This is a genomic window from Streptomyces sp. 2131.1 (assembly GCF_900105515.1).
Lineage (GTDB): Bacteria > Actinomycetota > Actinomycetes > Streptomycetales > Streptomycetaceae > Streptomyces > Streptomyces drozdowiczii.
In genome coordinates this window covers 3,576,662-3,601,838 of the sequence record NZ_FNSY01000001.1, presented here as the reverse complement: position 1 = coordinate 3,601,838, position 25,177 = coordinate 3,576,662, and the positions used below count along the sequence as shown (strand labels likewise).

The 25,177-nt window shown below is 70.1% G+C and carries 25 protein-coding genes, 2 tRNA genes and 1 pseudogene; 15 read left to right on the top strand and 13 right to left on the bottom strand.

Annotation, left to right across the window (positions count from 1 at the left end):
* The first annotated feature begins 1 nt into the window (after position 1).
* From paaA to BLW14_RS16040, 5 genes are read left to right on the top strand one after another with little or no spacing between them, the layout of a single operon-like run.
* Complete coding sequence (paaA, locus tag BLW14_RS16060) at positions 2-1,021, top strand: 1,2-phenylacetyl-CoA epoxidase subunit PaaA (RefSeq protein ID WP_093707954.1); 1,020 nt, start codon at positions 2-4, stop codon at positions 1,019-1,021.
* Entirely contained in the window at positions 1,018-1,308 is a 291-nt protein-coding gene (gene paaB / locus BLW14_RS16055; protein ID WP_093707953.1) for a 1,2-phenylacetyl-CoA epoxidase subunit PaaB, read from the top strand. Before paaA ends, paaB begins: the two co-directional genes overlap by 4 nt.
* Positions 1,305-2,006: a 1,2-phenylacetyl-CoA epoxidase subunit PaaC gene (paaC, locus tag BLW14_RS16050; protein WP_093707952.1), complete on the top strand. Its 702-nt coding sequence runs from the start codon at positions 1,305-1,307 to the stop codon at positions 2,004-2,006. The genes paaB and paaC overlap by 4 nt, the downstream gene beginning before the upstream one ends.
* Positions 2,000-2,503 carry a 1,2-phenylacetyl-CoA epoxidase subunit PaaD gene (gene paaD, locus BLW14_RS16045; protein WP_093707951.1) on the top strand — a complete coding sequence of 168 codons (504 nt, stop codon included), beginning with the start codon at positions 2,000-2,002 and terminating at the stop codon, positions 2,501-2,503. The genes paaC and paaD overlap by 7 nt, the downstream gene beginning before the upstream one ends.
* Positions 2,504-3,562, top strand: a complete 1,059-nt coding sequence (locus tag BLW14_RS16040) for a 2Fe-2S iron-sulfur cluster-binding protein (RefSeq protein ID WP_093707950.1) — start codon at positions 2,504-2,506, stop codon at positions 3,560-3,562.
* Between the two features lie 87 nt (positions 3,563-3,649).
* Here BLW14_RS16040 and BLW14_RS16035 read toward each other — a convergent pair whose 3' ends face one another.
* The 4 genes from BLW14_RS16035 to BLW14_RS16020 form a co-directional block, all read right to left on the bottom strand.
* On the bottom strand, positions 3,650-3,994 hold the full coding sequence (locus tag BLW14_RS16035; RefSeq protein ID WP_093707949.1) for a rhodanese-like domain-containing protein: 345 nt from the start codon (positions 3,992-3,994) through the stop codon (positions 3,650-3,652).
* Positions 3,995-4,040: 46 nt separating this feature from the next.
* On the bottom strand, positions 4,041-4,922 hold the full coding sequence (locus BLW14_RS16030) for a J domain-containing protein (RefSeq protein ID WP_177153995.1): 882 nt from the start codon (positions 4,920-4,922) through the stop codon (positions 4,041-4,043).
* Between the two features lie 167 nt (positions 4,923-5,089).
* The gene (locus BLW14_RS16025; RefSeq protein ID WP_093707947.1) at positions 5,090-6,589 is read right to left on the bottom strand and encodes a DUF2252 domain-containing protein; all 1,500 of its coding nucleotides are present in this window, start codon (positions 6,587-6,589) and stop codon (positions 5,090-5,092) included.
* A 128-nt stretch (positions 6,590-6,717) separates the two neighbouring features.
* Positions 6,718-7,809 carry an ABC-2 transporter permease gene (locus BLW14_RS16020; RefSeq protein ID WP_093707946.1) on the bottom strand — a complete coding sequence of 364 codons (1,092 nt, stop codon included), beginning with the start codon at positions 7,807-7,809 and terminating at the stop codon, positions 6,718-6,720.
* 111 nt (positions 7,810-7,920) lie between these two features.
* Here BLW14_RS16020 and BLW14_RS16015 point away from each other — a divergent pair, with 111 nt between their 5' ends.
* Positions 7,921-8,370 (top strand): MarR family winged helix-turn-helix transcriptional regulator, encoded by a 450-nt coding sequence (locus BLW14_RS16015; RefSeq protein ID WP_018522119.1) that lies wholly within the window; start codon positions 7,921-7,923, stop codon positions 8,368-8,370.
* A 95-nt stretch (positions 8,371-8,465) separates the two neighbouring features.
* On the opposite strand, the gene BLW14_RS16010 is transcribed toward BLW14_RS16015, so the two are convergent.
* Positions 8,466-8,548 (bottom strand) — tRNA-Leu (locus BLW14_RS16010).
* Positions 8,549-8,908: 360 nt separating this feature from the next.
* Between BLW14_RS16010 and BLW14_RS16005 the strand changes: the two genes are divergently transcribed.
* From BLW14_RS16005 to pknB, 6 genes and pseudogenes are all read left to right on the top strand, one after another.
* The gene (locus BLW14_RS16005) at positions 8,909-9,784 is read left to right on the top strand and encodes an FhaA domain-containing protein (protein ID WP_093707945.1); all 876 of its coding nucleotides are present in this window, start codon (positions 8,909-8,911) and stop codon (positions 9,782-9,784) included.
* A 10-nt stretch (positions 9,785-9,794) separates the two neighbouring features.
* Positions 9,795-10,310, top strand: a complete 516-nt coding sequence (locus BLW14_RS16000) for an FHA domain-containing protein FhaB/FipA (protein ID WP_018522117.1) — start codon at positions 9,795-9,797, stop codon at positions 10,308-10,310.
* Between the two features lie 129 nt (positions 10,311-10,439).
* Complete coding sequence (locus tag BLW14_RS15995) at positions 10,440-11,942, top strand: Stp1/IreP family PP2C-type Ser/Thr phosphatase (RefSeq protein ID WP_093707944.1); 1,503 nt, start codon at positions 10,440-10,442, stop codon at positions 11,940-11,942.
* Positions 11,943-11,965: 23 nt separating this feature from the next.
* A complete protein-coding gene (locus tag BLW14_RS15990) occupies positions 11,966-13,375 on the top strand; it encodes an FtsW/RodA/SpoVE family cell cycle protein (protein WP_093707943.1) in 1,410 nt (469 codons plus the stop codon).
* Positions 13,372-14,835, top strand: a complete 1,464-nt coding sequence (locus BLW14_RS15985) for a peptidoglycan D,D-transpeptidase FtsI family protein (RefSeq protein WP_093707942.1) — start codon at positions 13,372-13,374, stop codon at positions 14,833-14,835. The genes BLW14_RS15990 and BLW14_RS15985 overlap by 4 nt, the downstream gene beginning before the upstream one ends.
* A gap of 167 nt (positions 14,836-15,002) precedes the next feature.
* A pseudogene (gene pknB, locus BLW14_RS15980) lies at positions 15,003-16,984 on the top strand (Stk1 family PASTA domain-containing Ser/Thr kinase).
* A 75-nt stretch (positions 16,985-17,059) separates the two neighbouring features.
* Here pknB and BLW14_RS15975 read toward each other — a convergent pair.
* The 5 genes from BLW14_RS15975 to BLW14_RS15955 form a co-directional block, all read right to left on the bottom strand.
* Complete coding sequence (locus tag BLW14_RS15975; RefSeq protein ID WP_093707941.1) at positions 17,060-17,788, bottom strand: class E sortase; 729 nt, start codon at positions 17,786-17,788, stop codon at positions 17,060-17,062.
* A 32-nt stretch (positions 17,789-17,820) separates the two neighbouring features.
* Entirely contained in the window at positions 17,821-19,104 is a 1,284-nt protein-coding gene (locus BLW14_RS15970) for a class E sortase (RefSeq protein WP_093707940.1), read from the bottom strand.
* Positions 19,101-19,739 (bottom strand): aminodeoxychorismate/anthranilate synthase component II, encoded by a 639-nt coding sequence (locus BLW14_RS15965; RefSeq protein ID WP_093707939.1) that lies wholly within the window; start codon positions 19,737-19,739, stop codon positions 19,101-19,103. The genes BLW14_RS15970 and BLW14_RS15965 overlap by 4 nt, the downstream gene beginning before the upstream one ends.
* Positions 19,736-19,921 carry a hypothetical protein gene (locus BLW14_RS15960; RefSeq protein WP_093707938.1) on the bottom strand — a complete coding sequence of 62 codons (186 nt, stop codon included), beginning with the start codon at positions 19,919-19,921 and terminating at the stop codon, positions 19,736-19,738. The genes BLW14_RS15965 and BLW14_RS15960 overlap by 4 nt, the downstream gene beginning before the upstream one ends.
* A 93-nt stretch (positions 19,922-20,014) precedes the next feature.
* Entirely contained in the window at positions 20,015-20,782 is a 768-nt protein-coding gene (locus tag BLW14_RS15955; protein ID WP_177153994.1) for a DUF881 domain-containing protein, read from the bottom strand.
* A gap of 141 nt (positions 20,783-20,923) precedes the next feature.
* Here BLW14_RS15955 and crgA point away from each other — a divergent pair, with 141 nt between their 5' ends.
* A complete protein-coding gene (gene crgA, locus BLW14_RS15950) occupies positions 20,924-21,178 on the top strand; it encodes a cell division protein CrgA (RefSeq protein WP_093707936.1) in 255 nt (84 codons plus the stop codon).
* 318 nt (positions 21,179-21,496) lie between these two features.
* Here crgA and BLW14_RS15945 read toward each other — a convergent pair whose 3' ends face one another.
* Both BLW14_RS15945 and BLW14_RS15940 read right to left on the bottom strand, forming a co-directional pair.
* Entirely contained in the window at positions 21,497-22,396 is a 900-nt protein-coding gene (locus BLW14_RS15945; protein WP_093707935.1) for a rhomboid family intramembrane serine protease, read from the bottom strand.
* Positions 22,397-22,564: 168 nt separating this feature from the next.
* Positions 22,565-23,092, bottom strand: a complete 528-nt coding sequence (locus BLW14_RS15940) for a peptidylprolyl isomerase (RefSeq protein ID WP_093707934.1) — start codon at positions 23,090-23,092, stop codon at positions 22,565-22,567.
* A gap of 398 nt (positions 23,093-23,490) precedes the next feature.
* Between BLW14_RS15940 and BLW14_RS15935 the strand changes: the two genes are divergently transcribed.
* The gene (locus BLW14_RS15935) at positions 23,491-24,231 is read left to right on the top strand and encodes a DUF5324 family protein (protein WP_093710748.1); all 741 of its coding nucleotides are present in this window, start codon (positions 23,491-23,493) and stop codon (positions 24,229-24,231) included.
* 79 nt (positions 24,232-24,310) lie between these two features.
* Here BLW14_RS15935 and BLW14_RS15930 read toward each other — a convergent pair.
* Positions 24,311-24,383, bottom strand: a tRNA-Ala gene (locus tag BLW14_RS15930).
* A gap of 168 nt (positions 24,384-24,551) precedes the next feature.
* On the opposite strand from BLW14_RS15930, the gene BLW14_RS15925 reads away from it, so the two are divergent.
* The gene (locus BLW14_RS15925; RefSeq protein ID WP_093707933.1) at positions 24,552-25,100 is read left to right on the top strand and encodes a helix-turn-helix domain-containing protein; all 549 of its coding nucleotides are present in this window, start codon (positions 24,552-24,554) and stop codon (positions 25,098-25,100) included.
* The last annotated feature ends 77 nt before the right edge of the window (positions 25,101-25,177 follow it).

Sequence of the window (25,177 nt, the reverse complement as noted above, 5' to 3'; positions counted from 1 at the left end):
GATGGCGGCAGGGACTGCGAGCCAGACAGCGCAGGCGACAGCGGGCAGTGCGGAAGGGCCGGAGGCCGCCCTGCAAGCGGCCTTCGACGCCGCGGTGGCGGCCGACGAGCGCATCGAGCCGCGCGACTGGATGCCGGACGCGTACCGCGCCTCGCTGGTCAGGCAGATGGCCCAGCACGCGCACTCGGAAATCATCGGCATGCAGCCGGAGGCCAACTGGATCACCCGCGCTCCCTCGCTGCGCCGCAAAGCCATCCTCATGGCCAAGGTGCAGGACGAGGCCGGCCACGGGCTGTATCTGTACAGCGCGGCCGAGACGCTGGGCACCGGCCGCGAGGAGCTGCTCGACAAGCTCCACGCCGGGCGCCAGCGCTATTCGTCGATCTTCAACTATCCGACCCTGACCTGGGCGGACGTGGGCGCGATCGGCTGGCTCGTGGACGGCGCCGCGATCACCAACCAGGTCCCCCTCTGCCGCTGCTCCTACGGCCCGTACGCCCGCGCGATGGTCCGCATCTGCAAGGAGGAGTCGTTCCACCAGCGCCAGGGATACGAGCTGCTCCTCGCGCTGAGCAACGGCACCCCGGCACAGCACGAGATGGCCCAGGACGCGGTGAACCGCTGGTGGTGGCCCTCCCTGATGATGTTCGGCCCGCCGGACGACGCCTCGGCCCATTCGGCGCAGTCGATGGCCTGGAAGATCAAGCGGCATTCCAACGACGAGCTGCGGCAGCGCTTCGTCGACATCTGCGTCCCCCAGGCCGAAGCGCTCGGCCTCTCCCTCCCCGACCCGGACATCCGGTGGAACGAGGAACGCGGCCGGCACGACTTCGGCGCGATCGACTGGACGGAGTTCCAGGAGGTCCTGAAGGGCAACGGACCGTGCAACGAGCAGCGCCTCGACCAGCGCCGCCGCGCCCACGAGGAAGGCGCCTGGGTCCGCGAGGCCGCCGCCGTGTACGCCCGCAAGCACACGTCCGGCGCCGGCCCGGCCGTACCGAATGGAAAGGCGACAGCATGAGCAGCTCGACGGACTGGCCGCTGTGGGAGGTGTTCGTCCGCTCGCGGCGCGGGCTCTCCCACACCCACGCCGGCAGCCTGCACGCGCCGGACGCCGAAATGGCCCTGCGCAACGCGCGCGACCTCTACACCCGCCGGTCCGAAGGCGTCTCCCTGTGGGTCGTGCCGTCCGACCGGATCACGGCGTCCTCCCCGGACGAGAAGGACTCCTTCTTCGAACCGGCCGGCGACAAGCCCTACCGGCACCCGACGTTCTACGAGATCCCGGACGGGGTGAAGCACCTGTGACCGCAGCCCTCGCCCTGGGCGACGACGCGCTGGTGCTCTCGCACCGGCTGGGGGAGTGGGCGGGCCACGCCCCGGTGCTGGAGGAGGAGGTGGCCCTCGCCAACATCGCCCTCGACCTGCTCGGCCAGGCACGGCTGCTGCTCTCGCTCGTGGGTGACGAGGACGAACTGGCCTACCTGCGCGAGGAACGCGCCTTCCGCAACATCCAGCTGGTCGAGCAGCCGAACGGCGACTTCGCCCACACCATCGCCCGGCAGCTCTACTTCTCCGTCCACCAGCAGGGCCTGTACGAGCAGCTGGCCGCCGGAGACGGCCGGTTCGCGGGCATCGCGGCCAAGGCGGTCAAGGAGGTGGCCTACCACCGGGACCACGCCGAGCAGTGGACGCTGCGTCTCGGTGACGGGACGGACGAGAGCCACCAGCGGATGCAGCGGGCGGTGGACGCGCTGTGGCGCTTCACCGGCGAGCTGTTCCAGCCGGTCGAAGGCGTGGACGTGGACTGGCAGGCACTGCACAGCCGTTGGCTGGAGACAGTCACCGATGTCCTCGGCCGGGCGACCCTGACCGTGCCGACGGGCCCGCAGTCCGGTGCCTGGACGGCGGGGGCCGGCCGGCAGGGCATCCACACCGAGTCCTTCGGGCGGATGCTCGCCGAGATGCAGCATCTGCACCGCAGCCACCCGGGGGCGTCATGGTGACCTGGACCTCCGTCGAGGAGGAGCTGCTCAGCCTGGCGGGCTCGGTCCCCGACCCGGAGCTCCCGGTGCTGACCCTGGAGGAGCTGGGCGTGGTCCGGGGCGTCGACGTGAGCGAGCCGGAGGGCCGGGTCACAGTCCGTCTCACGCCGACCTACACCGGCTGCCCGGCGATCGAGGCCATGTCCGCGGACATCGAGCGCGTGCTCCACAACCACGGAGTGGCCGAGGTGACCGTGCAGACGGTCCTCTCCCCGGCCTGGTCGACGGACGACATCAGCCCCGAAGGGCGCCGCAAGCTCGCCGAGTTCGGCATAGCGCCGCCCCGGCCCCACGACGCCGCGTCCGACGGACCGGTGCCGCTCACGCTCTCCGTGCGCTGCCCGCACTGCGGCTCCACCGACACGGAGCTGCTGAGCCGGTTCTCCTCCACCGCCTGCAAGGCGCTCCGGCGCTGTGTGGCGTGCCAGGAGCCGTTCGACCACTTCAAGGAGTTGTAGATGTTCCATCCGCTCCGGGTCAGCGGGATCGAGCGGCTCACGGACGATTCGGTGGCCGTCACCCTCGCCGTCCCGCCGGACCTGCACGAGGCCTTCCGGCACAAGCCGGGTCAGCATCTCAATGTGCGCTACACCGTGGACGGCAAGGAGGTGCGCCGCTCGTACTCGATCTGCGCACCGGCGACCGAGTCCCCGGCGGGCCCGGCGCTGCGTGTGGGCATCCGCCTCGTGGACGGTGGCGCGTTCTCCACGTACGCCCTCAAGGAACTGCTGGTCGGGGACACGATCGAGGCGATGCCGCCGATGGGCCGCTTCGTCCTGGAGCCCCGGCCGGGCCGGTTCGCGGCGATCGTCGGGGGGAGCGGCATCACGCCGGTGCTGTCCATCGCGGCCACCTTGCTCGCCCGTGCGCCGGACGCCACGTTCTGTCTGGTCCGCAGCGACCGGACCGCCGCCTCGACGATGTTCCTGGACGAGGTCGCCGACCTGAAGGACCGCTACCCGGACCGGTTCCAGCTGGTCACCGCGCTCTCGCGGGAGGAACAGCAGGCCGGGCTTCCCATGGGGCGACTGGAAGGCGAGCGGCTCTCCGCGCTGCTGCCCGCGCTGCTGCCGGTGGGCGGGATCGACGGCTGGTACCTGTGCGGACCGCTGGGCCTGGTCCGGGCCGCCGAGGGCGCGTTGCACGGCCTGGGCGTGGACCGCTCCCGCATCCACCAGGAGATCTTCCACGTCGAGGACGGGCCGGCCGCCTCCGCGGGACCCCGGATCGAGACGCCCGTGGGAAGCACGCTGACGGCGACCCTCGACGGCCGGTCCGGCAAGTGGCCGGTGGAGGAAGGGGAATCGCTGCTGGAGACGGTGCTGCGCAGCCGTTCGGACGCCCCGTACGCGTGCAAGGGCGGCGTCTGCGGGACGTGCCGGGCGTTCCTGGTCTCGGGCGAGGTACGGATGGACCGCAACTACGCCCTGGAGCCGGAGGAGACGGACGCGGGTTATGTGCTGGCCTGCCAGTCGCACCCGGTGACCGAGGAGGTCGAACTCGACTTCGACCGCTGACGGCCGACGACCGGTCCCGGGCCGCGGTTGCGGCCCGGGACTCCGGCCGAACTAGGGCGCGTCCGACCCTGAGGCGCCGGACACGCCCTAGGCGACGAACGCCGGCGCCCCGTTGTCGGTGACCATCGGGCGGCCCGCGCCGTCCCAGGCGAGCATGCCGCCGTCGATGTTCACGGCGTCGATGCCCTGCTGCACCAGGTACTGGGTGACCTGGGCGGACCGGCCGCCGACCCGGCACATCACGTGCACGCGCCGGCCGTCCTCCACGGCCTCGGTCACCTCACCGAAGCGGCCCACGAAGTCGCTCATCGGGATGTGGAGGGCGCCGTCGACGTGGCCGGCCGCCCACTCGTCGTTCTCCCGGACGTCCAGCACGAGGCCGTCAGCCGGTACGGACGCGACGTCGACCGTGGGAAGCGGGCCGAAATTCATGGGTCATGCCTTCTCTCGTCAGTGCGCTCCGGAGTCACCGAAAACGCTACTGCACCAGAGCCGCGAGTTCCGCCTCGCGCTGTGAGACCTCACCCAGCAGCTGTTCGGCGATCTCCTCCAGCAGGTGGTCCGGGTCGTCCGGAGCCATCCGCAGCATGGCGCCGATCGCGCTCTCCTCCAGGTCCTGGGCGACCTCGGTGAGCAGCTCCTTGCGATGGGACAGCCACTCCAGCCGGGCGTAGAGCTCGTCGGCCTCGCTCAGCTCCGGCTGCGGCGCGACCGGTCCGGCCTCCCACTCCTCGGCCAGTTCCCTCAGCACGGCCTCGTCCCCGCGCCCGTAGGCGGCGTTGACCCGGGCGATGAACTCGTCGCGCCTGGTCCGCTCCGTCTCGTCCTGAGCGAGGTCCGGGTGGGCCCGGCGCACGAGGTCGCGGTAGAGCTTGCGGGCTTCCTCAGCCGGCCGGACCCGCTTCGGCGGCCGGACCGGCTGATCGGTCAGCATGGCCGACGCCTCCGGGGACAGCCCGTCGCCGTCCATCCAGTCGTGGAAGAGCTCGTCCACGCCCGGCATGGGCATCACGACCGACCGCGCCTCCTCCGCCTTGCGGAGGTCCTCGGGGTCACCGGTCTTCGCCGCCCGCGCCTCGGCGATCTGGGCGTCGAGCTCGTCGAGCCGCGTGTACATCGGGCCCAGCCGCTGGTGGTGCAGCCGGGAGAAGTTCTCCACCTCGACCCGGAACGTCTCCACCGCGATCTCGAACTCGATCAGCGCCTGCTCGGCCACCCGCACGGCACGCGCGAGCCGCGCCTCGGGCCGCTCCCGCCCCGCGGCCCCGGCCGCCTCCTCGGGGCCGGCGGCCGGCCGTGCCTCGTCCTGCGGGTCATCGTCGTTCCGGGAGGTCGGCACCCCGGGTGCTTCGTGGGTCACCCGTCCAGCGTATGGCCCCGGCCCGCCCACCGTGGACCCACGGTCGCCCCGGCAGGCCCCGCGCCGCCAGCCCGGCAGCCGACCGCGCCCGCACCCGACCGGCCGCGCGGCCCCTCACGCCTCCTGGCGGCAGGGGCCGCCCGCACCCGACGAGCCGCGCCCGCCCCTCACACCCCGTGCTCCGCGGCTATCCGTCCCGCCCCGATCGCCCGGACCAGCTCCGCGTGGTCCGCCTCGGTGCGGTCCGCGTACGTCACCGCGAAGTCCGCCACCGCCTCGTCCAGCTCATCGTTCTTGCCGCAGTAGCCCGAGAGGAGCCTCGGGTCCGCGCTGTGCGCATGGGCCCGCGCCAGCAGCGCCCCGGTCATCCGTCCGTAGTCGTCCACCTGGTCGGCGGCCAGAGCGGCGGGGTCGACGCTGCCCTTGCGGTTCCGGAACTGCCGCACCTGGAAGGGCAGGCCGTCCACCGTCGTCCAGCCCAGCAGATGGTCGCTGACGACCTGCATCCGCTTCTGCCCGAGCACCACGCGACGCCCCTCGTGCGCGACCTCGGGCACCTCGAACCCGGCGGCGGCCAGATGCGGTGCGAGGACCGAGGGCCTGGCCTCCTTCACCTGGAGCACCAGCGGCTCCCCGCGGTGGTCCAGCAGCAGCACCACGTACGAGCGGGTGCCCACGCTGCCGGTGCCGACCACCCGGAACGCCACGTCGTGGATCGCGTAGCGGGCCAGCAGCGGCAGCCGGTCCTCGGAGACGGTGCCCAGATAGTCCCCGAGCCCCTCCGCCACGGCCGCGGCCTCGGCGTCCGGCACCCGGCGAAGCACCGGCGGCGCGTCGACGAACCGGCGGCCGCCGTCCTCGCAGTCCTCCGTGGACTTCGCGGCGAAACGGGCGCTGGTGTTGTTGCGGGCCTTCTCGGAGACCCGCTCCAGGGTGCCGAGCAGGTCCCGCGCGTCGGTGTGGGAGACGAGTTCCTCGTCCGCGATGGCGTTCCAGGCGTCGAGCGCGGGCATCCTGGCCAGCAGCCGCATCGTCCGCCGGTAGGCGCCCACGGTGTCGTACGCGCCCTTGCGGCAGGTGTCCTCGTCGGCCCCGGCCTCGCGGCCCGCGAGCACCAGGGACGTGGCGAGGCGCTTGAGGTCCCACTCCCAGGGGCCGGCCGCGGTCTCGTCGAAGTCGTTCAGGTCGATGACGAGGTTGCCCCGCGCGTCGCCGTACAGCCCGAAGTTGGCCGCGTGCGCGTCGCCGCAGAGCTGGGCGGTCACTCCGGTGACCGGGGTACCGACCAGATCGTGGGCCATCAGCCCGGCCGAGCCGCGCAGGAAGGCGAAGGGGGTTGCGGCCATCCGGCCCACCCGTATCGGCGTCAGCCCCGGCACCCGGCCCCGGTTGGACTCCTCGACCGCGCGCACCGCGTCGGGCCGGTCCGGCGGCAGGGCCAGCGTCGCGTGCGAAGAGCGGGGCACTCGCGCACGCAGCGTTTTGCCCGCCTGCTTCGGGGCCGCCGCGGCCTCCGCGTACGCCCCGTCCGTGCGACGTGCGAATCCCGGCACGGCCGGTATCCGCGGCCCGCCCGAGCCGGCCGGGAGCGGGGCTCCCACCACCGCCTCCACGCCGCCCGGCTCGACCCCTCGCACCGGCGGCAGTGCCGTCCCGGTTCCGTCCATGGCGCGCAGCCTCCCCCGCCCGGCGCCGCAGCCGGGTCCCGCCCAACATCAACTGCCGCCGACGGTACCGCCGTACACCGACCGCCGTCTCCCCCTGTGGACAACTCCCTGCGGAGCCCCGTGGCTGGTCAGACCCCCACCGCCTCCTCCATCTCCTCTTCCTCCCCGGCCGACGCCTCGGCCTCGTGCCCGGCCTCCGGCTGTGCGGCGGGGGCGGCCGGAAACGGGGCCGCCGGCCGGCGCTTCCTCTCGGCGAGACCGGCGAGACCGAGTATCGCCAGGCCCGCGGCGAACCAGAGCGCCAGCACCAGCAGGTTCCCGCCCAGCGCGTGGCCGCCGAAGTACACGTGGCTGCGTACTCCCTCCACGAAGCCCGCGCCGTTCCAGAAGGAGTGCAGTGCCCCGAAGAAGCCGGGCTGCAGCTCGGGGCGGAAGATCCCGCCGGAGCTGGTGAAGTTGAGCATGACGAACAGCACCATGACGCCGAGCGTGGTCCAGCGCTTGAGGAAGGTGTGCAGCCCCACACCGATCAGCAGGATGCCCGCCGAGTAGAGCCAGGCCATGGCCCAGAGGCCCGCGAGCCCGTGGTCCACGAGGCCGAACAGCGGCCCCGCGAAGACCGCCCCGATGGCACTCACCACCAGCGAGGCCCCCAGCGCCAGCGCCGCCCGCACCCGCAGCCGCAGGACCGCCCCGGCGCCGCCGATCACGGCGACGGACGCGTACGAGCCGATGCTCACGGCGACCAGCAGGAAGAAGATCCCCTGGCCCGTCGGGTCTCCGTCCGCCGTGGGCGCCGTGTCCGTCACCTTCAGCGGGGCGTCCTGTCCGGCCGCGACCTGGGTGAAGACCTTCTCGACCACCGTCGCGCTGGTGTCGGACGCGGCACTCGCGACGAGCAGTTCGGGTGCCCTGCCCGGGATGTAGGCGCCGTAGCTGTCCTGCGTGCGCAGGTGCTCGGCCGCGGTCGCACGGTCGGCGACGGTACGCACGCTGAGCGCCCCGTCCCCCTCGTCCTGGAGCGTCTGCGCGAGCACCTGCGCGCTGGGCCCCGAGCCGACCACGTCCACCCGCAGGTCGTGCGGCTCCGGGGCGTGGAAGGCGCCCAGGTAGGCGAGCCCCATGCCGATGCACATCAGCAGGGGTGTGACGAGATGGCTCAGTACGTGACGCAGCGCGCCCGCCGGCGAACCGGCGGCGGCGCTGGGGCCTGCGGACATGGGGACTCCAGACGACCGGCAGCCAGTTGGCTTTTACAACCCAACTGGTTGGCTTTTACAACTTCAATTCCGTTGTACTATACAACTGAACTTCAGAGGAAGGCGAACCCCGTGCCAGGCACCCCCGGAGAACGCGAGGAGTCGCTGGATGTCATCCAGCGCGAACTGACCGCCTTCGCCCGCCGCGCGCGGGCCGCGGCGGCCCGGCTCCATCCGGAGCTGCCGCTCGTCTCGTACACGCTGCTGGCCCACATCGACGACCAGCAGGGCTGCCGCGCGACCGACCTGGCGGCGCACTACATGCTCGACAAATCCACGGTCAGCCGGCAGATCGGCGCCCTGGAGAAGCTCGGCCTCGTCGAACGTCACCCCGACCCGGACGACCACCGCATCCAGGTCCTGCACCCCACCGAGGCCGGCACACAGGCCCTCGCCGCCACCCAGGCCAGCCGCCGGGCCGCCTACCAGGAACGCCTCGCGGACTGGACGGCGGACGACCTCTCCCGGTTCGCCGCCTACCTCCTGCGCTACAACGCGACGGGCGACGCCCCGCAGTCGTAAATCGGGCGTTTCACGTGAAACAAAGCACACCCGCGGAGACTGCCGACCGAACTGAAGAAGCCCCCCGGGCCAAGGCCTGGGGGGCTTCCTTCTTGTGCGCGAGGGGGGATTTGAACCCCCACGTCCCTAAGGACACTGGCACCTGAAGCCAGCGCGTCTGCCGTTCCGCCACTCGCGCATGAGTGGTGTTTCCAGACTCTCTCACTTTGCGGTGCGAGCGCCTGGCGACATCCGGAAGATTAGCACGCTGGACAGGGTGGATTCACATCCGTTGTTTCGCCGCCCGCTCGGCGGGCACTCGCCGCACGCTCGGCCGATGTCCGATGAACGTCCGAAAGAAACCGGGAACCCGGAGCGGTCGCCCCCCACTCCTCCTGAGTGCGCCCAACGTGCGGGACACTGTGAGGAGGCCGCCTCTACGATCCGTGTGAGGGGGGACACTCATCCACAGGGCAGACGAGGGGAACCAGCCGATTTCCCGACGCGTGGATACGATCAGTAAGCAGTACAGGGACGATGACACCGGAGGAGGTGCCCCATGGGAGTGATGAAGCGTTTCGAGCAGCGTCTCGAAGGACTGGTCAACGGCACTTTCGCCAAGGTCTTCAAGTCCGAGGTCCAGCCGGTTGAGATCGCGGGTGCCCTCCAGCGGGAGTGCGACAACAACGCCACCATCTGGAACCGTGAGCGCACCGTCGTCCCCAATGACTTCATCGTCGAGCTGAGCGCGCCCGACTACGAGCGCCTGAGCCCTTACTCCGGCCAGCTGGGCGACGAGCTCTCCGGCCTCGTCCGGGACTACGCCAAGCAGCAGCGGTACACCTTCATGGGCCCGATCAAGGTCCACCTGGAGAAGGCCGAGGACCTTGACACCGGTCTCTACCGGGTCCGCAGCCGCACGCTGGCCTCGAGTTCGTCACAGGCGCAGGGACAGGGGCAGAGCTACGGTGCCCAGTCCCCCCAGCAGGGCTACCCGAACCAGCCCGGCCGGCCCGCCCCGCAGGCGCCCGGCGGCTACGGCTACCCGCCGTCCTCCGCCCCGCCCATGCCCGCGGCCCCGCCGCCGGGTGCCGGGCGCCACGGCGGCCAGGACCGCCGCCCGCCGGCCACCCCCACCTCCCTGCCGAACGTGCAGGTGCGGCGCTGGATCGAGATCAACGGCACCCGCCACCAGATCTCCCGCCCGACGCTCGTCATGGGCCGCAGCACCGAAGCCGACGTGCGGATCGACGACCCCGGCGTCTCCCGCCGGCACTGTGAGATCAGGACCGGAACGCCCTCGACGATCCAGGATCTCGGGTCTACCAACGGCATCGTGGTAGACGGGCAGCACACCACCCGCGCTACGCTCCGCGACGGCTCGCGGATCGTCGTGGGCAGCACCACCATCGTTTACCGGCAAGCCGAAGGGTGAAGCGGGGGCAATGTCAGAGCTGACCCTGACGGTCATGCGGCTAGGTTTCCTGGCTGTTCTGTGGCTGTTCGTGATCGTGGCCGTCCAGGTCATTCGCAGCGACCTGTTCGGAACGCGCGTCACGCAGCGCGGCTCACGCCGCACCGCGTCCGACGCACGTCCGCCACAGGCGCGCCAGAACAACGCGGCACCGCCGCAGCAGCGCCAGCAGCCCGGCCGCCAGCGCCGGGGAGCCCCGACCAAGCTGGTCGTCTCCGAGGGCACGCTCACCGGCACCACGGTGGCGCTCCAGGGGCAGACCATCACGCTGGGCCGGGCCCATGATTCAACGATCGTGCTGGACGACGACTACGCGTCCAGCAGGCATGCCAGGATCTACCCCGACCGTGACGGCCAGTGGATCGTCGAGGATCTCGGGTCCACCAACGGCACGTACCTGGACCGGACCCGTCTCACCACCCCGACGCCTGTTCCGCTGGGCGCGCCGATCCGGATCGGCAAGACCGTCATCGAGCTGCGGAAGTAGTACGACAATGAGCGAGCGGAGCGAGCGAGCCGCGGGGGTCCGGGCATCGGATCCGGCCAGGCTCCCGACCGGAGGGTGGGCAGTGTGGCTCGAGACCGGCTGTACCCCGAACCGACGGGTGAGGTGCGCATGAGTCTGTCCCTGCGCTTCGCCGCCGGATCGCACAAGGGCATGATCCGGGAAGGCAACGAGGACTCCGGCTACGCCGGTCCCCGCCTTCTCGCGATCGCCGACGGCATGGGCGGACAGGCGGCCGGTGAGGTCGCCAGCTCCGAGGTGATCTCCACCCTCGTCCAGCTCGACGACGACGTCCCGGGTTCCGACATCCTCACCTCGCTCGGTACGGCGGTCCAGCGGGCCAACGACCAGCTGCGGATGATGGTCGAGGAGGACCCGCAGCTGGAGGGCATGGGCACCACGCTCACCGCCCTCCTCTGGACCGGCCAGCGCCTCGGCCTGGTCCACGTCGGCGACTCGCGCGCGTACCTGCTGCGCGACGGCGTGCTCACCCAGATCACGCAGGACCACACCTGGGTCCAGCGCCTGGTCGACGAGGGCCGCATCACCGAGGAGGAGGCCACCACCCACCCGCAGCGCTCCCTGCTGATGCGCGCGCTGGGCAGTGGCGACCACGTCGAACCCGACCTCTCCATCCGTGAGGTCCGGGCCGGCGACCGCTACCTGATCTGCTCCGACGGGCTCTCCGGCGTCGTCTCCCACCAGACGATGGAGGAGACGCTCGCCAGCTACCAGGGCCCCCAGGAGACGATCCAGGACCTGATCCAGCTCGCCCTGCGCGGCGGCGGACCGGACAACATCACCTGCATCGTCGCCGATGTCTTCGACGTCGACAGCAACGACACCCTGGCCGGGCAGCTCAGTGACACCCCGGTCGTCGTCGGCGCGGTCGCCGAGAACCAGGCGGCCCAGCTGAACGACGGCGGCGCGATGCAGACGCCCGCCGGGCGCGCGGCCGGCCTCGGCCGTCCCGTACCGCCGCCCTCGGGCAGCTTCGGCCCTCCCGGCAGCGGCGACGACGGCGACTACGGGGACATGCCCGAGGGGTCCTTCTCGTCCTACACGGACGACGACTTCGTCAAGCGCGGCGGCCGCAAGTGGCTGAAGCGGTCCCTGTACACCGTGCTCGCGCTGGCGGTCGTCGGCGGCGGTCTGTACGGCGGCTACCGCTGGACCCAGACCCAGTTCTACGTGGGCGCGAAGAACGACAACGTCGCGCTGTACCGGGGCATCAGCCAGGACCTGGGCTGGCTCTCGCTCTCGAAGGTCGAGACGGACCATCCCGAGATCGAACTCAAGTACCTCCCCGCCTACCAGCGCAAGAAGGTCGAAGCGACGATCGCCGAGGGCAGCCTCGCCGACGCCCGCGAGAAGATCACCGAGCTCTCCGTCCAGGCGTCCGCCTGCAAGAAGGACGAGCAGCGCCGCGCCGCCGAGAAGGAACACGGCGACGAGGGCCAGGCGCAGGGAACGGACACCGACGCCACCAAGGCGTCCAGCTCCGCCAAGACCGGTGGCGACACCAAGTCCGAGCAGACTTCCACGACTCCCACTCCTGGGCCCAGCCTCTCGGAGGAAGAGAAGAAGCTGGTCCCGCAGTGCGGTAAGAAGTAGAGCCGTAGGGGGCCTTCAGCACCATGAGCGTTGTCACCAACACGACCACGATCGGCGCGATCAACGCGCCGAGCCGGCGCAACACCGAACTGATGATGATGGTCTTCGCCATCGCCATCTCGGTGTTCGCCTACGCCAACGTGGGCCTGGCCCTGGACGGCAAGCTGCCTTCCGGCATGTTCGGCTACGGAGCGGGGCTCATCCTGCTCGGCGGTGTCGCCCATCTCGTGGTGCGGAAGTTCGCCCCGTACGCGGACCCGCTGCTGCTGCCGCTGGCCACGCTGCTGAACGGGCTGGGCCTGGTGCTGATCTGGCGGCTCGACCAGTCGGAGAGGCTGATCAGGCGCGCGGAGTTCCTGTACGGGTCGTACAGCCCCGACGCCCCCAAGCAGCTGCTCTACTCGGCGATCGGCGTCGCCTTCTTCGCCGCGGTCCTGATGGTCCTCAAAGACCACCGCATCCTGCAGCGCTACACGTACATCTCGATGGCCGCGGCTCTCGTTCTGCTGATCATCCCCATGTTCTTCCCCCCGGTGAACGGCGCGAAGATCTGGATCAGCGTCGGCTCCTTCACGATCCAGCCGGGTGAGTTCGCCAAGATCCTCATCGCGATCTTCTTCTCCGGCTACCTGATGGTCAAAAGGGACGCGCTGGCTCTCGCCAGCCGCCGTTTCATGGGTCTGTACCTGCCCCGTGGACGCGACCTCGGCCCGATCATCACCATCTGGGCCCTGTCCATCCTGATCCTCGTCTTCGAGACCGACCTCGGTACGTCGCTGCTGTTCTTCGGCCTCTTCGTGATCATGCTGTACGTCGCCACCGAGCGGACCAGCTGGATCGTCTTCGGTCTGCTGATGTCGGCGGCAGGCGCGGTGGGTGTGGCCTCGTTCGAGCCCCACGTGCAGGAGCGGGTGAACGCCTGGCTCGACCCGTTCGGCAAGGCGACGATGGCACAGAGCGACCAGATCGCGCAGTCCCTCATGTCCTTCGGCTCCGGCGGCACGATCGGCACCGGCCTGGGTCAGGGCCATTCGGACCTGATCATGTTCGCCGCCAACGCGGACTTCATCCTCTCAACCGTCGGCGAAGAGCTCGGCCTCGCGGGGATGATGGCCGTCCTGCTGATCTACGGCCTGATCGTCGAGCGCGGCATCCGTACCGCTCTCGCCGCCCGCGACCCCTTCGGCAAGCTCCTGGCAGCAGGCCTCTCCGGCGCGTTCGCCATCCAGGTCTTCGTGGTGGCCGGCGGCGTCATGGGCCTGATCCCGCTGAGCGGTATGACGATGCCGTTCCTCGCCTACGGTGGCTCGTCCGTTCTCGCCAACTGGGCCCTCATCGGCATCCTCATCCGCATCAGCGACACCGCCCGGCGCCCCGCGCCCGCGCCCGCACCCTCGACCGACGCCGAGATGACCCAGGTGGTCCGACCGTGAACAAGCCACTGCGCCGGATCGCGATCTTCTGCGGCGTCCTGATCTTCGCCCTGCTCGCGCGGACCAACTACCTGCAGTACGTGAAGGCCGACTCGCTCAACACCCGCGACGAGAACCGCCGGGTCCGCATCGAGCGGTACGCGCACGAGCGCGGCAACATCATCGTCGACGGCAAGTCCGTCACCGGGTCCGCCGAGACCAAGGACAGCGACTTCAAGTACAAGCGGGTCTGGAAGGACGGCCCCATGTGGGCCCCCGTCACCGGCTATTCGTCGCAGGCATTCGGCGCCACGCAGCTGGAGAGCATCGAGGACGGCATCCTCACCGGCAACGACGACCAGCTCTTCTTCAACCGCACCATGTCGATGTTCACCGGCGACGACGAGCAGGGCGGCAACGTCGTCACCACGCTCAACAGCGCCGCGCAGAAGGCCGCCTTCGAGGGCCTCGGCAAGAAGAAGGGCGCCGTCGTCGCCCTCGACCCGGAGACGGGCGCGATCCTGGCGCTCGCCAGCACCCCCTCGTACGACCCCTCGACCTTCGCGGGCAACGGCGGAGACGACACCAAGGCGTGGCAGTCCCTGTTGAAGGACAAGGACAAGCCGATGCTCAACAGGGCGCTGCGCGAGACGTACCCGCCCGGCTCGACGTTCAAGGTCGTCACCGCCGCCGCCGCCCTGGAGAACGGGCTCTACACCGACGTCGACGAGGACACGAAGTCGCCGCTGCCCTGGAACCTCCCGCTGACCAGCCCCCCTCAGCCCTTGCCCAACGAGGGCAACATCCCGTGCAAGAACGCCTCGCTCCGCAAGGCGCTGCGGTACTCCTGCAACACCGTCTTCGGCAAGATCAGCGATGACCTGGGCAACCAGAAGATGATCGACGAGGCCGGCAAGTTCGGCTTCAACAAGGAGATCTTCACCCCGGTCCGCTCGAACGCCAGCGTCTACCCCGAGGACAACCGGCCGCAGAACGCCATGGCGGGCATCGGCCAGGCGTCCAACCGCGCCACCCCGCTCCAGATGGCGATGGTCGCCTCCGCCGTGGCCAACGACGGCAAGCTCATGCAGCCGTACATGGTCGCCGAGCGCAAGGCACCCAATCTGGACGTGATCTACACGCACGAGAAGGAAGAGTTCAGCCGTCCCCTCTCGGCGGAGAACGCCCAGAAGCTCCAGTCGATCATGGAGACCGTCGTCAAGGAGGGCACCGGCACCAACGCCCAGATCCCCGGCGTCACGGTCGGCGGCAAGACCGGTACCGCCCAGCACGGCGTGAAGAACAGCGAGAACCCGTACGCGTGGTTCCTCTCGTACGCGAAGACCGACTCCGGTTCACCGGTGGCCGTGGCCGTCGTCGTCGAGGACAGCGACGCCACCCGCGACGACATCTCCGGTGGCGGCCTGGCCGCCCCGATCGCGAAGGCGGTCATGAAGGCGGTCATCGACAGCGAGAAGTGATGCCGCTCACATCCGGCCGCAAATGCGCCTCCGCGGATACCGGTCGGATATCAGGTATTGCCTCCCGGCCGATCAGCTGATGCGCGGCCGGTAGCGTATGCGCGAACAGCACACCGCCGGACCGCACACCGGTGCGGTCAGGACTGACGGAGAGGGCTGGAACAGTTATGGAAGAGCCGCGTCGCCTCGGCGGCCGGTACGAGCTGGGCTCGGTGCTCGGCCGTGGTGGCATGGCCGAGGTCTACCTCGCCCACGACACCCGGCTCGGCCGCACCGTCGCCGTGAAGACGCTCCGGGCGGACCTCGCCCGCGACCCGTCCTTCCAGGCCCGGTTTCGCCGTGAGGCCCAGTCCGCCGCCTCGCTCAACCATCCGGCGATCGTCGCGGTGTACGACACCGGCGAGGACTACGTCGACGGGGTCTCCATCCCGTACATCGTCATGGAGTACGTGGACGGCTCGACGCTCCGGGAGCTGCTGCACTCGGGGCGCAGACTGCTGCCCGAGCGCACGCTCGAAATGACCGTGGGGATCCTGCAGGCGCTGGAGTACTCGCACCGGGCGGGCATCGTCCACCGGGACATCAAGCCGGCCAACGTCATGCTGACCCGGACCGGACAGGTCAAGGTCATGGACTTCGGCATCGCCCGCGCCATGGGCGACTCCGGCATGACGATGACCCAGACCGCGGCCGTCATCGGCACCGCCCAGTACCTCTCCCCCGAGCAGGCCAAGGGCGAGCAGGTCGACGCACGGTCCGACCTGTACTCGACCGGCTGCCTGCTCTACGAGCTGCTGACAGTCCGCCCGCCGTTCGTCGGGGACTCCCCGGTGGCGGTCGCGTACCAGCACGTACGGGAAGAGCCGCAGCCGCCGAGCAACTTCGACCCCGAGATCACGCCCGCCATGGACGCGATCGTGCTGAAGGCGCTCACCAAGGACCCCGACTACCGCTACCAGTCGGCCGACGAGATGCGTGCCGACATCGAGGCGTGCCTCGACGGCCAGCCGGTCGCCGCCACCGCCGCGATGGGAGCGGCGGGGTACGGCGGCTACGGCGGGTACGACAACGACCAGCCCACCACCGCCCTGCGGGCCACCGACCCGAACGGCGAGCGCACGTCGATGCTGCCGCCGGTCAACCCGGACGACGGCGGCTACGGCTACGACGACCGCCCGGACCGCCGCAAGCAGAAGAAGAGCAACACCTCGACGATCCTGCTGGTCATCGCGGGCATCCTGGTGCTGATCGGCGCGATCCTCATCGGCAAGGCGGTCTTCGGCGGGGACGGCGGCGACGAGGGCGCGTTCGACGTGCCCAACATGGTCGGTATCACCGTCAAGGACGCCCAGAAGCTCGCCGACAACGCGAACGTCAAGCTCGAGGTCGGCCCGAAGGAAGAGTGCGAGGCCCAGCCCAAGGGCAAGATCTGCCGCCAGACGCCGACGGCCAAGGAGCAGATGAAGGAGCAGGAGACCGTCACGGTCTTCGTCTCCAGCGGCGCGCCGAAGATCGAAGTCCCCGACGTCACGGAGAAGTCCGAGGACAACGCCCGCAAGGCCCTGGAGGACAAGGGCTTCACGGTCAACGTCACCTCGGTCGAGTCCGACCAGGCCGACCCCGGCACGGTCCTGGAGCAGTCGCCCAAGGGCGGCTCGAAGGCCGAGGAGAACTCCGAGGTCGAGCTCAAGGTCGCCACGGAGAAGCTGCTCACCGTGCCCGACGTCAGCACCCGCTCGTACGATGACGCGGTGAACCAGCTGAAGGGCCTCGGCTTCACCAACATCGGCAGGTCCGACGAGGACTCCGACAAGCCGGCGAACGAGGTGATCGGCCAGAACCCCGAGGCGAACACGAAGGCCGGCAAGGACACCTCGATCATCCTCAAGGTCTCCAAGGGCCCCCCGAGCCCGAAAAGGTCAACGTCCCGGGCGACATCCTGGGCAAGACGTACCAGGACGCGAAGGCGCAGCTGGAGTCCATGGGCTTGGTCGTCGCACTCGGTCCCGGTTCGGTCGACAAGCCGGACGCCAAGGTGGCCATGAGTACTCCGATGCCCAACCAGCCGGTGGACAAGGGCGGCACGGTCACCCTGAACACCGTCGAGGGCGGAGGCGGCGGCATCTTCGGCGGCCCGAACGGCCGGTAGGAGACGTCCCCGGACACGAACAGAGGGCCCCGGTCACCGCGAAGGTGACCGGGGCCCTCTGTCGTGACGCCCGCGTCAGCGCAGCTCCGCCGGCTTGGTGCGGTCGCGGTCGACCTTCTCCGTACGGACCAGCTCGCCCCACACGATGTAGCGGTACTTCGACGTGTAGACCGGGGTGCAGGTCGTGAGCGTGATGTAGCGGCCGGCCTTCTTCACTCCGGAGCCCTTCGGGACGGGGCCCAGCACGTCGACGTTGTACTTGGACGTCTCCGGCAGCTCGTTGAAGACCTTGTAGATGTACCAGGTGTCCTTCGTCTCGAAGACGATCGCGTCCCCGTCGTGCACCTTGTCGATGTTGTGGAACTTCGCCCCGTGCCCGTCCCGGTGGGCGGCCAGCGTGAAGTTGCCCTCCTTGTCGGAGGGGAGCGCGGATTTCACCGGATCGGTGTAGTAGCCGGCGACTCCGTCGTTGAGCGTCTCGGTGTCGGTGCCCTTCTTGACGAGCACCTCGCCGTTCTTCATCGACGGGACGTGGAGGAAGCCGATGCCGTCCTTGGTGTCCAGCGCGCCGGGCCCGTCGGCCCAGCGGTCGCGGACGGTGTTGCCCTGCTTGGTGGCCTCGCGGTCGGCGAGCACGTTCGTCCACCACAGGGAGTAGACGACGAAGAGCCCGAGCACCAGACCTGCGGTGATGAGGAGTTCACCGAAGACGCTGACGGCGGTCGCGATGGGATGGCGGCCGCCCTTCCGCGCGGGGGGAGCGGATTCGTCGGTCCGCTCGTGGTCCTCGGTCGTCGCTGTCATAGCACCGCCCTGTCCTCGTGACTCCAGCCCGTTCAGTCCACGAGCACGTCGGGCTTCCCCTTGCTGCGCGGCCGTTCGTCGACCATCTTGCCCCAGACGATCAAACGGTACGTACTCGTGAATTCGGGTGTACACGTCGTCAACGTGATGTAGCGGCCGGGCTCGGTGAACCCGGACTGCTTCGGGACCGGCCCGATCACGGAGACGTTGGACGGCGAGGTCTGCGGCAGCACGCTCGTCATCTCGTACGTGTAGTACGCCTCCCGGGTCTCGACCACGATCGGGTCGCCGGGCTTCAGCCGGTTGATGTAGCGGAACGGCTCCCCGTGCGTGTTGCGGTGACCGGCCAGCGCGAAGTTGCCCTGCTTGTCGGAGGGCATCGCCGTACGCAGCGGCTTCTCGCTGTAGTGGCCGACCATGCCCCGGTCGAGGACCTTCTCCTTGCTGGTGCCCTCGGCGATGGGCGTGACGACGTCCAGCTTGGGGATGTGGATGATGGCGAAACCCTGCCCTGGCTCGAACGCCTCCTGTTTCGGGGTGCCCTTGGCCCAGTCGTCCTGGATCTTGTGGGTCTCCCGGCCGGCGATCTGGTCGGCGCGCACGTTCGTCCACCAGAGCTGGTAGGTGACGAACAGCAGCATCAGGACGCCGAGCGTGATGAACAGTTCGCCGATGCCCCGGCTGATGACGACCGCGGGGCTGTCCTTGGCGGCCTTGGCCGCCCGACGCGCCTCCATGCGGGTCATGGGCTTCGCGGGGGCCGCGTTCTCGGGCCCCGGCCGCGGCGCGGGCCGCCGCCGGCCACGGCCCTTGGCGGCCCGTCGGCGCTCGGCGCGGCCGCCGGTGGGCGGGGCGAGAGGCGCAGCCGCCGCGAGGGCGCCGCCGGCCTCGTCGGCCTCCTCCGGGTCCGGGCGCGGCGCCGGAACGACCGGTTCGTCCGCGTCTATTCGCCCGAGCACCTCGGTGGCGGGCTCCACGGCATCGTCGGACGGGGCGTACGGACCGGCGGGGGACTGCTGTACGTCGTCGGACGGAGCGTACGGACCGGCGGAGGCCGGCTGTACGGGGTCCTGGGGGCCGTACCAGTCGCGTTGGTAGCCCTCGGGGTCGTACCACTCCTGCGCGGCCTGCTGAGGGCCATGGGGGTCGTACGGGGTCTGCTGGGGCGGCGGCACGGGGTCCGGCTCCGGCAGCGGGTCGTTCAACGGGTCGGACAGCCCGTGGACCGCCGCCTGGAACGCGCCCGGGGCCTCGTACGACCGCGGATCGTGCGGGTCGTCCTGCCCGGCCCCGGCTCCGTGGCGGGGTGGGGTCACGCGACGGCCTTGCCCACCACCGGAGCGAGCCCCGCCGACCTCTCGACGGCTCCGGCGTCCCCGCAGCGCACCAGCCAGTTGGCCAGCATCAGGTGGCCGTACTCGGTGAGCACCGACTCGGGGTGGAACTGCACGCCCTCGACGGCCAGCTCCCGGTGGCGCAGGCCCATGATGATCCCGTCGGCGGTCCGCGCGGTGACCTCCAGCTCCTCGGGGACCGTGTCCGGTTCGGCGGCGAGCGAGTGGTAGCGGGTCGCGGTGAAGGGCGAGGGCAGACCGGCGAAGACGCCCGCGCCCTCGTGGAGCACCGGGGACGTCTTGCCGTGCAGCAGCTCGGGGGCGCGGCCGACGACACCGCCGTACGCCACCGCCATGGACTGCATGCCCAGGCAGACCCCGAAGACGGGGACGCCGGTCGCCGCGCAGTGCCGCACCATGTCGATGCAGACACCCGCGTGCTCCGGCGTGCCGGGGCCGGGGGAGAGCAGGACGCCGTCGAAGCCGTCCTGGGCGTGGGCCGTGGTGACCTCGTCGTTGCGCAGCACCTCGCACTCGGCACCCAGCTGGTACAGGTACTGGACGAGGTTGAAGACGAAGCTGTCGTAGTTGTCGACGACCAGGATGCGGGCGCTCATCGGCCGGCCCCCGTCGCCGCGCCCGCACCGTCGACCGTCACGTCACCGAACGGAAGCAGCGGCTCCGCCCAGGGGAAGACGTACTGGAACAGCACATAGACGACCGCCAGGGCGAGCACGAGCGAAATGAACGCGCGCACCCACACGTTGCCCGGCAGATGCCGCCAGATCCAGCTGTACATCCAGACCCTCCATTCGGTACGGGACCAGACTAAAGGGCGGGGGGCCCGGCGTGGGCAGCCTGTGGAAAGCTGTGCGGCGCCGGAAGCCGTCCGCTACTCCACCGGCTCCGCGTAGTGCAGATCCACCGTGCCGGAGTAGCCGGGAAGCGTCACCGCCACGTGCTCGTCGACCTTCCAGCCGAGCCCGTACGCCTTCACGTACAGCAGGTAGTTCTGGATCGCCGGCGAGGCGTCCAGCGCACGCCGCAGCGCCCCGGGATCGCCCACCGCGGTGATCTTGTACGGGGGTGAGTAGACCCGGCCCTGGAGGATCAGGGTGTTGCCGACGCAGCGCACGGCGCTGGTGGAGATCAGCCGCTGGTCCATGACCTTGACGCCCTTGGCGCCACCCTGCCAGAGGGCGTTGACGACCGCCTGGAGGTCCTGCTGGTGGATGACCAGGTCGTTGGGCTGCGGGTCGGGGTAGCCGGGGCTCGCGGTGGCGTTCGGCGGGGCGTCGTCGAGCGTGACGGACACCGCCGCACCGGACAGCTCGGTGGTGCCCGCGTTCCGCTCCAGCGCCTTGAGCTTGGCGGCCTCCGCCTTGGTGCTGCCGTTGTCGCGCTGGGCGAGGCTGTCGATGTCCCCGCGCACGGAGGCGGCGGACTCCTCGAGGGCGGCGTTCTTCTCGCTGCGCTGCTGGATGAGGTCGGAGAGCTTCAGCAGCGAGGCGTCGGTGCGGATATTGGTGCCCTTCGCCGTATTCGCGCTGGTCACGAAGATGAGACCGGCAAGGGCGAAAACGGCAGCCGTGAGCACTCTGACCGGGTGCCGGAAGGTGCGCCGGACCGGCCCGGGGGGAGAGTCGGCAGAATTGCTCAACGTACCCTTATCTCCTTCGGTGCCACGGAAGCACTACGCTAACGGACGCCCCGGGGAGGCCACATTCCCCCTCGCGCCCAGCCCCGGCGCCAGCCACAGTTCCCTGCGCGGTCACGCAGCGCATCGACAGGAGAGTTCCTCGTGCCGAAGTCACGTATCCGCAAGAAGGCCGACTTCACGCCGCCTCCGGCGAAGCAGGCGACCAACATAAAGCTGACCAACCGCAGCTGGGTCGCGCCCGTGATGCTGGCGCTGTTCCTGATCGGGTTGGCCTGGATCGTCGTTTTCTATGTGACCGACGGCGACCTGCCGGTCAAGTCGCTGGGGAACTGGAACATCGTCGTCGGCTTCGGCTTCATCGCCGGCGGCTTCGGCGTCTCCACCCAGTGGAAGTAGCCCGCACCACCGCGTAAACCACACGTCGGCACTGCCGCGCAACCCCTGCCCTGAGTTACCCACAGCGTTATCCACAGGTGGGGGAAAAGGTCAGACGATCTGTGGATAACTCTCCGGCCGTTGACGCCGGTGTGACTGCAGCCGCTCCCGCCCGGGGGCGGGACGCCCCTTGCCCCGACTGGAAAAACCCAGCTCAGGGACAAGGGGCGCAGTTGTGCCCGCACTATGCACAAGATCGGGATCACGCTGTGGAACCCTGTGGACAACTTCGGTCACAAATGGCCCACAACCGCTTGTGAAAGGTGCCGGGAACACCTTTCAGGACAGGGCGGCCGTTCTGGTCACCACGATCAGGAAGGTGGCCAGCAGGACCACCGCGCAGGCCCCGAACTGCACGAGGTCACGCCGCTCACGCGGGGCGTGCAGCATGGCGATCCCGATCAGCACTCCTGCGACGAGCCCCCCGACATGCGCCTGCCAGGCGATCCCGCCCCAGGGGTTGAAGGTGATGATCAGGTTGAGCGCGAGGATCATGAAGACCGGGCGCATGTCGTAGTTCAGCCTGCGCATCAGCACGATGGTCGCGCCCAGCAGACCGAAGATGGCGCCGGACGCCCCCAGCGAGGGCTGGTTCGGCTCCGCGAGCCAGTACGTCAGCGCGCCGCCGGCCAGCCCCGAGATCAGATACAGCGCGAGGTAGCGGACACGGCCCAGCACCGCTTCCAGAGGGCCGCCCAGCCACCACAGCCCCAGCATGTTGAAGGCGATGTGCCACACCTCCTGGTGCAGGAACATCGACGTCACCAGCCGGTACCACTGGCCCTCGGCGATGCCCTCGGGCGGCCCGCCGTAGTAGAGGTTGGCCCGGCCGAGCAGCACCAGCTTGTCGAGCAGCGCGTCGTCCACCGATACCGCGACGAACATCGCGATGTTGATCCCCAGCAGGATCTTGGTGATCAGCCGCGGGTCGGCCGCGACGAGGCCGCCGGCCAGCGTGCGCGGCTGCGTGACGGACGCGCCGTGTCCCGTACCGGAGCTCTGGCGGACGCAGTCGGGGCACTGGAAGCCGACCGAGGCGCTGACCATGCACTGGGGGCAGATGGGGCGGTCGCAGCGGACGCACCGGACCGCCGTCTCACGGTCCGGGTGGCGGTAGCAGACGGGCGGCCCATCGACGGGCGGGCGCGGTCCGGACGCACCCGGCGGCTGCTGGTCCATCGGTCCCATGGCTTCCCGGTCCCCTCGGTCCTCGTCGTTCGGCGCTCGTCTCACGGCGACGCACACGACACCGCCCCGCGCGTCCGTTCTGTCATGAGATACGGACGAGCGGGGCGGTTGGTTCCCGGGAGTCGGGTCGGAGAGTGACCGAGCGGTGACGAAGGGCGCTCAGCGCTTCTCGACGACGACCGACTCGATGACGACGTCCTGCACCGGGCGGTCGGTACGCGCGTTGGTCGGAGTTTCCACGATGGCGTCGACGACCTTCTTGCCCGCCTCGCCGGACACCTCACCGAAGATGGTGTGCTTGCCGGTCAGCCAGGCGGTCGGCGAGACCGTGATGAAGAACTGCGAGCCGTTGGTACCGGGGCCGGAGTTGGCCATGGCGAGCAGGTACGGCTTGTTGAAGGCGAGATCGGGGTGGAACTCGTCCGCGAACTTGTAGCCCGGGCCGCCCGTGCCGTTCCCCAGCGGGTCGCCGCCCTGGATCATGAAACCGCTGATCACGCGGTGGAAGACGGTGCCGTCGTACAGCCGGGCCGTGGTCTTCTCGCCGGTCTCCGGGTTGATCCACTCGCGCTCACCGGTGGCGAGCCCGACGAAGTTCCTGACCGTCTTGGGAGCGTGGTTCGGCAGGAGCCGGATCTCGATGTCGCCCTGGTTGGTCTTCAAGGTGGCGTAAAGCTGCTCGGCCACGATCTGCCTTCCGTGAGTCTGCACGTGTGCTCTGCGCAGCCGCGCTGCGCGTCGGTCCGCTCCGGCAACCGGCCCGGCCCCGACGCCCCGATCCTCGCACGCACCGCCCCCGCGGCGTCCGAAGCGGGCGCCGGGTGCCTTCCGCGCCGCCCGGCGCGACCGATGCCGCCATGCGCGTGCCGAACCTGCCGCCGAGTGCGTGCCGAACCGGCGCGCGGCGGTCCGGGCCGTGGCATGGTCGACGGAAGGCTCCCCTTGCACCACATCGCCCCGGGACATCCTCTGTGCACCGCATGACCCGGATGCCCGCCCCACGTGCCCCACCGGCACCACGCAGGCATGATCTCGAAATGGGTGGAAAGGCGGAGTACCAACCCGCCACCAAGGAGGAGGATCCCGTGACCCGCATCGACAGCGTGCGTGCCGCAACCGACTCGGCGAGGGACAGCGTGCAGCACGCCGCGGACGTGGTGGCGCCCTACGCCGACTCGGCCAAGGACCAAGCCGTTCACTATGCGCACGAGGCCCGCACGCTGCTCGCGCCGAAGGTGTCGAAGGCAGCCAAGCAGGCCCGTGTCCAGTACGGCGCGCACGTCGCCCCCCGTATCGAGCTCGCCCGTACGCACGTCCCCCCGAAGGTCGACGAGGTCGCGCAGCGCGCCGCGCTCGTCACCCGTCAGGCCGCCCGCAGCGCCGCGGACTACACCGTCCCGCGCCTCGAGAGCGCCAGGGCAGCCGCCCAGCCGGTGGCCGAGGAGGCCGCGGCCCGCAGCGCCGCCGCGGTGGCCGCCCTGCGCGGCCAGGTCACGGCCAAGCAGATCCGCAAGCTCGCCCGCAAGCAGCAGCGTCGGACCCGGGCCGGCAAGGCGTTCAAGGGCCTGGCCGTGACCGGCATCCTCGCGGGCGTCGGGTACGCCGTGTGGCGCTGGTGGGACAAGCAGGCCAACCCCGAGTGGCTGGTCGAGCCGCCGGCCCCGACCGAGGTCGACGACCGCGGCCCGCTGTCCTCCGTCGACGGCAGCCCGAGCACCTCGGCGATCCTGGACCCGGAGGTCGAGGCCAAGCAGGCGGACGCCGAGGCGGCGGGCGAGGTCGGCCCGGAGGGCGTGGACGGCACGGATCTCGACGACCGCCCCTGATCCGCGCCCGGCCGCGGAGCACACGTACAAAGATCCCCCCTGACCTGTGTTTCCACAGGTCAGGGGGGATCTGTATGGGTGGAGCCTAGGAGATTCGAACTCCTGACATCTGCCTTGCAAAGGCAGCGCTCTACCAACTGAGCTAAGGCCCCGACAGTACGCAGCCCGAACGCCTCGACGTTCCGGCCACCACCGCAGAACAGAGTACCGGCTCACCCCCGTGATCCTGCAAAAAATCAGGGACTCCCCGTGTGCGACCACGCTCCGTAAGATGCTGGTCGAGGTTCGCAGCAGCGAAGCTCATGCGAAGGGGAGACGCAATGGATGCAGCGCAACAAGAGGCTACGGCCAGAGCAAGAGAGCTTCAGCGCAGTTGGTACGGAGAGCCACTGGGTGCGCTCTTCCGCCGTCTGATCGACGATCTCGGTCTCAACCAGGCGCGGCTCGCCGCGGCACTCGGACTGTCCGCTCCCATGCTTTCCCAGCTCATGAGCGGCCAGCGCGCGAAGATCGGCAACCCGGCTGTCGTTCAGCGCGTCCAGGCACTTCAGGAACTGGCCGGCCAGGTGGCCGACGGCAGCGTCAGCGCCGGGGAGGCCACGGACCGCATGGAGGAGATCAAGAAGTCCCAGGGCGGCTCGGTGCTCTCGGGCACCGGCCAGACCACGTCGAGCGGCGGAGCACCCACCGTGCGCCGGGTGGTCCGGGAGATCCAGTCGCTGCTGCGCTCGGTCGCGGCCGCCGGTGACATCATCGATGCGGCGGACTCCCTCGCACCGACCCATCCGGAACTGGCAGAGTTCCTCAGGGTGTACGGGGCAGGGCGCACCGCGGAAGCGGTGGCGCACTACGAGAGCCACCAGAGCTAGGGCGTGCCAGGCTCCGCGAGCCCGGCATGACCCAGACGACAGGCCCCCGGCCCTCGCGGTACGGGGGCACGGGCCGG

What these genes read in the sequence shown, in the direction of transcription:
- paaA (WP_093707954.1), top strand. Translation starts at nt 2, where the DNA reads ATGGCGGCAGGGACTGCGAGCCAGACAGCGCAGGCGACAGCGGGCAGT.
- paaB (WP_093707953.1), top strand. Translation starts at nt 1,018, where the DNA reads ATGAGCAGCTCGACGGACTGGCCGCTGTGGGAGGTGTTCGTCCGCTCG.
- paaD (WP_093707951.1), top strand. Translation starts at nt 2,000, where the DNA reads ATGGTGACCTGGACCTCCGTCGAGGAGGAGCTGCTCAGCCTGGCGGGC.
- BLW14_RS16040 (WP_093707950.1), top strand. Translation starts at nt 2,504, where the DNA reads ATGTTCCATCCGCTCCGGGTCAGCGGGATCGAGCGGCTCACGGACGAT.
- BLW14_RS16035 (WP_093707949.1), bottom strand. Translation starts at nt 3,994, where the DNA reads ATGAATTTCGGCCCGCTTCCCACGGTCGACGTCGCGTCCGTACCGGCT.
- BLW14_RS16025 (WP_093707947.1), bottom strand. Translation starts at nt 6,589, where the DNA reads ATGGACGGAACCGGGACGGCACTGCCGCCGGTGCGAGGGGTCGAGCCG.
- BLW14_RS16020 (WP_093707946.1), bottom strand. Translation starts at nt 7,809, where the DNA reads ATGTCCGCAGGCCCCAGCGCCGCCGCCGGTTCGCCGGCGGGCGCGCTG.
- BLW14_RS16005 (WP_093707945.1), top strand. Translation starts at nt 8,909, where the DNA reads ATGGGAGTGATGAAGCGTTTCGAGCAGCGTCTCGAAGGACTGGTCAAC.
- BLW14_RS16000 (WP_018522117.1), top strand. Translation starts at nt 9,795, where the DNA reads ATGTCAGAGCTGACCCTGACGGTCATGCGGCTAGGTTTCCTGGCTGTT.
- BLW14_RS15995 (WP_093707944.1), top strand. Translation starts at nt 10,440, where the DNA reads ATGAGTCTGTCCCTGCGCTTCGCCGCCGGATCGCACAAGGGCATGATC.
- BLW14_RS15990 (WP_093707943.1), top strand. Translation starts at nt 11,966, where the DNA reads ATGAGCGTTGTCACCAACACGACCACGATCGGCGCGATCAACGCGCCG.
- BLW14_RS15975 (WP_093707941.1), bottom strand. Translation starts at nt 17,788, where the DNA reads ATGACAGCGACGACCGAGGACCACGAGCGGACCGACGAATCCGCTCCC.
- BLW14_RS15965 (WP_093707939.1), bottom strand. Translation starts at nt 19,739, where the DNA reads ATGAGCGCCCGCATCCTGGTCGTCGACAACTACGACAGCTTCGTCTTC.
- BLW14_RS15960 (WP_093707938.1), bottom strand. Translation starts at nt 19,921, where the DNA reads ATGTACAGCTGGATCTGGCGGCATCTGCCGGGCAACGTGTGGGTGCGC.
- BLW14_RS15945 (WP_093707935.1), bottom strand. Translation starts at nt 22,396, where the DNA reads ATGGACCAGCAGCCGCCGGGTGCGTCCGGACCGCGCCCGCCCGTCGAT.
- BLW14_RS15925 (WP_093707933.1), top strand. Translation starts at nt 24,552, where the DNA reads ATGGATGCAGCGCAACAAGAGGCTACGGCCAGAGCAAGAGAGCTTCAG.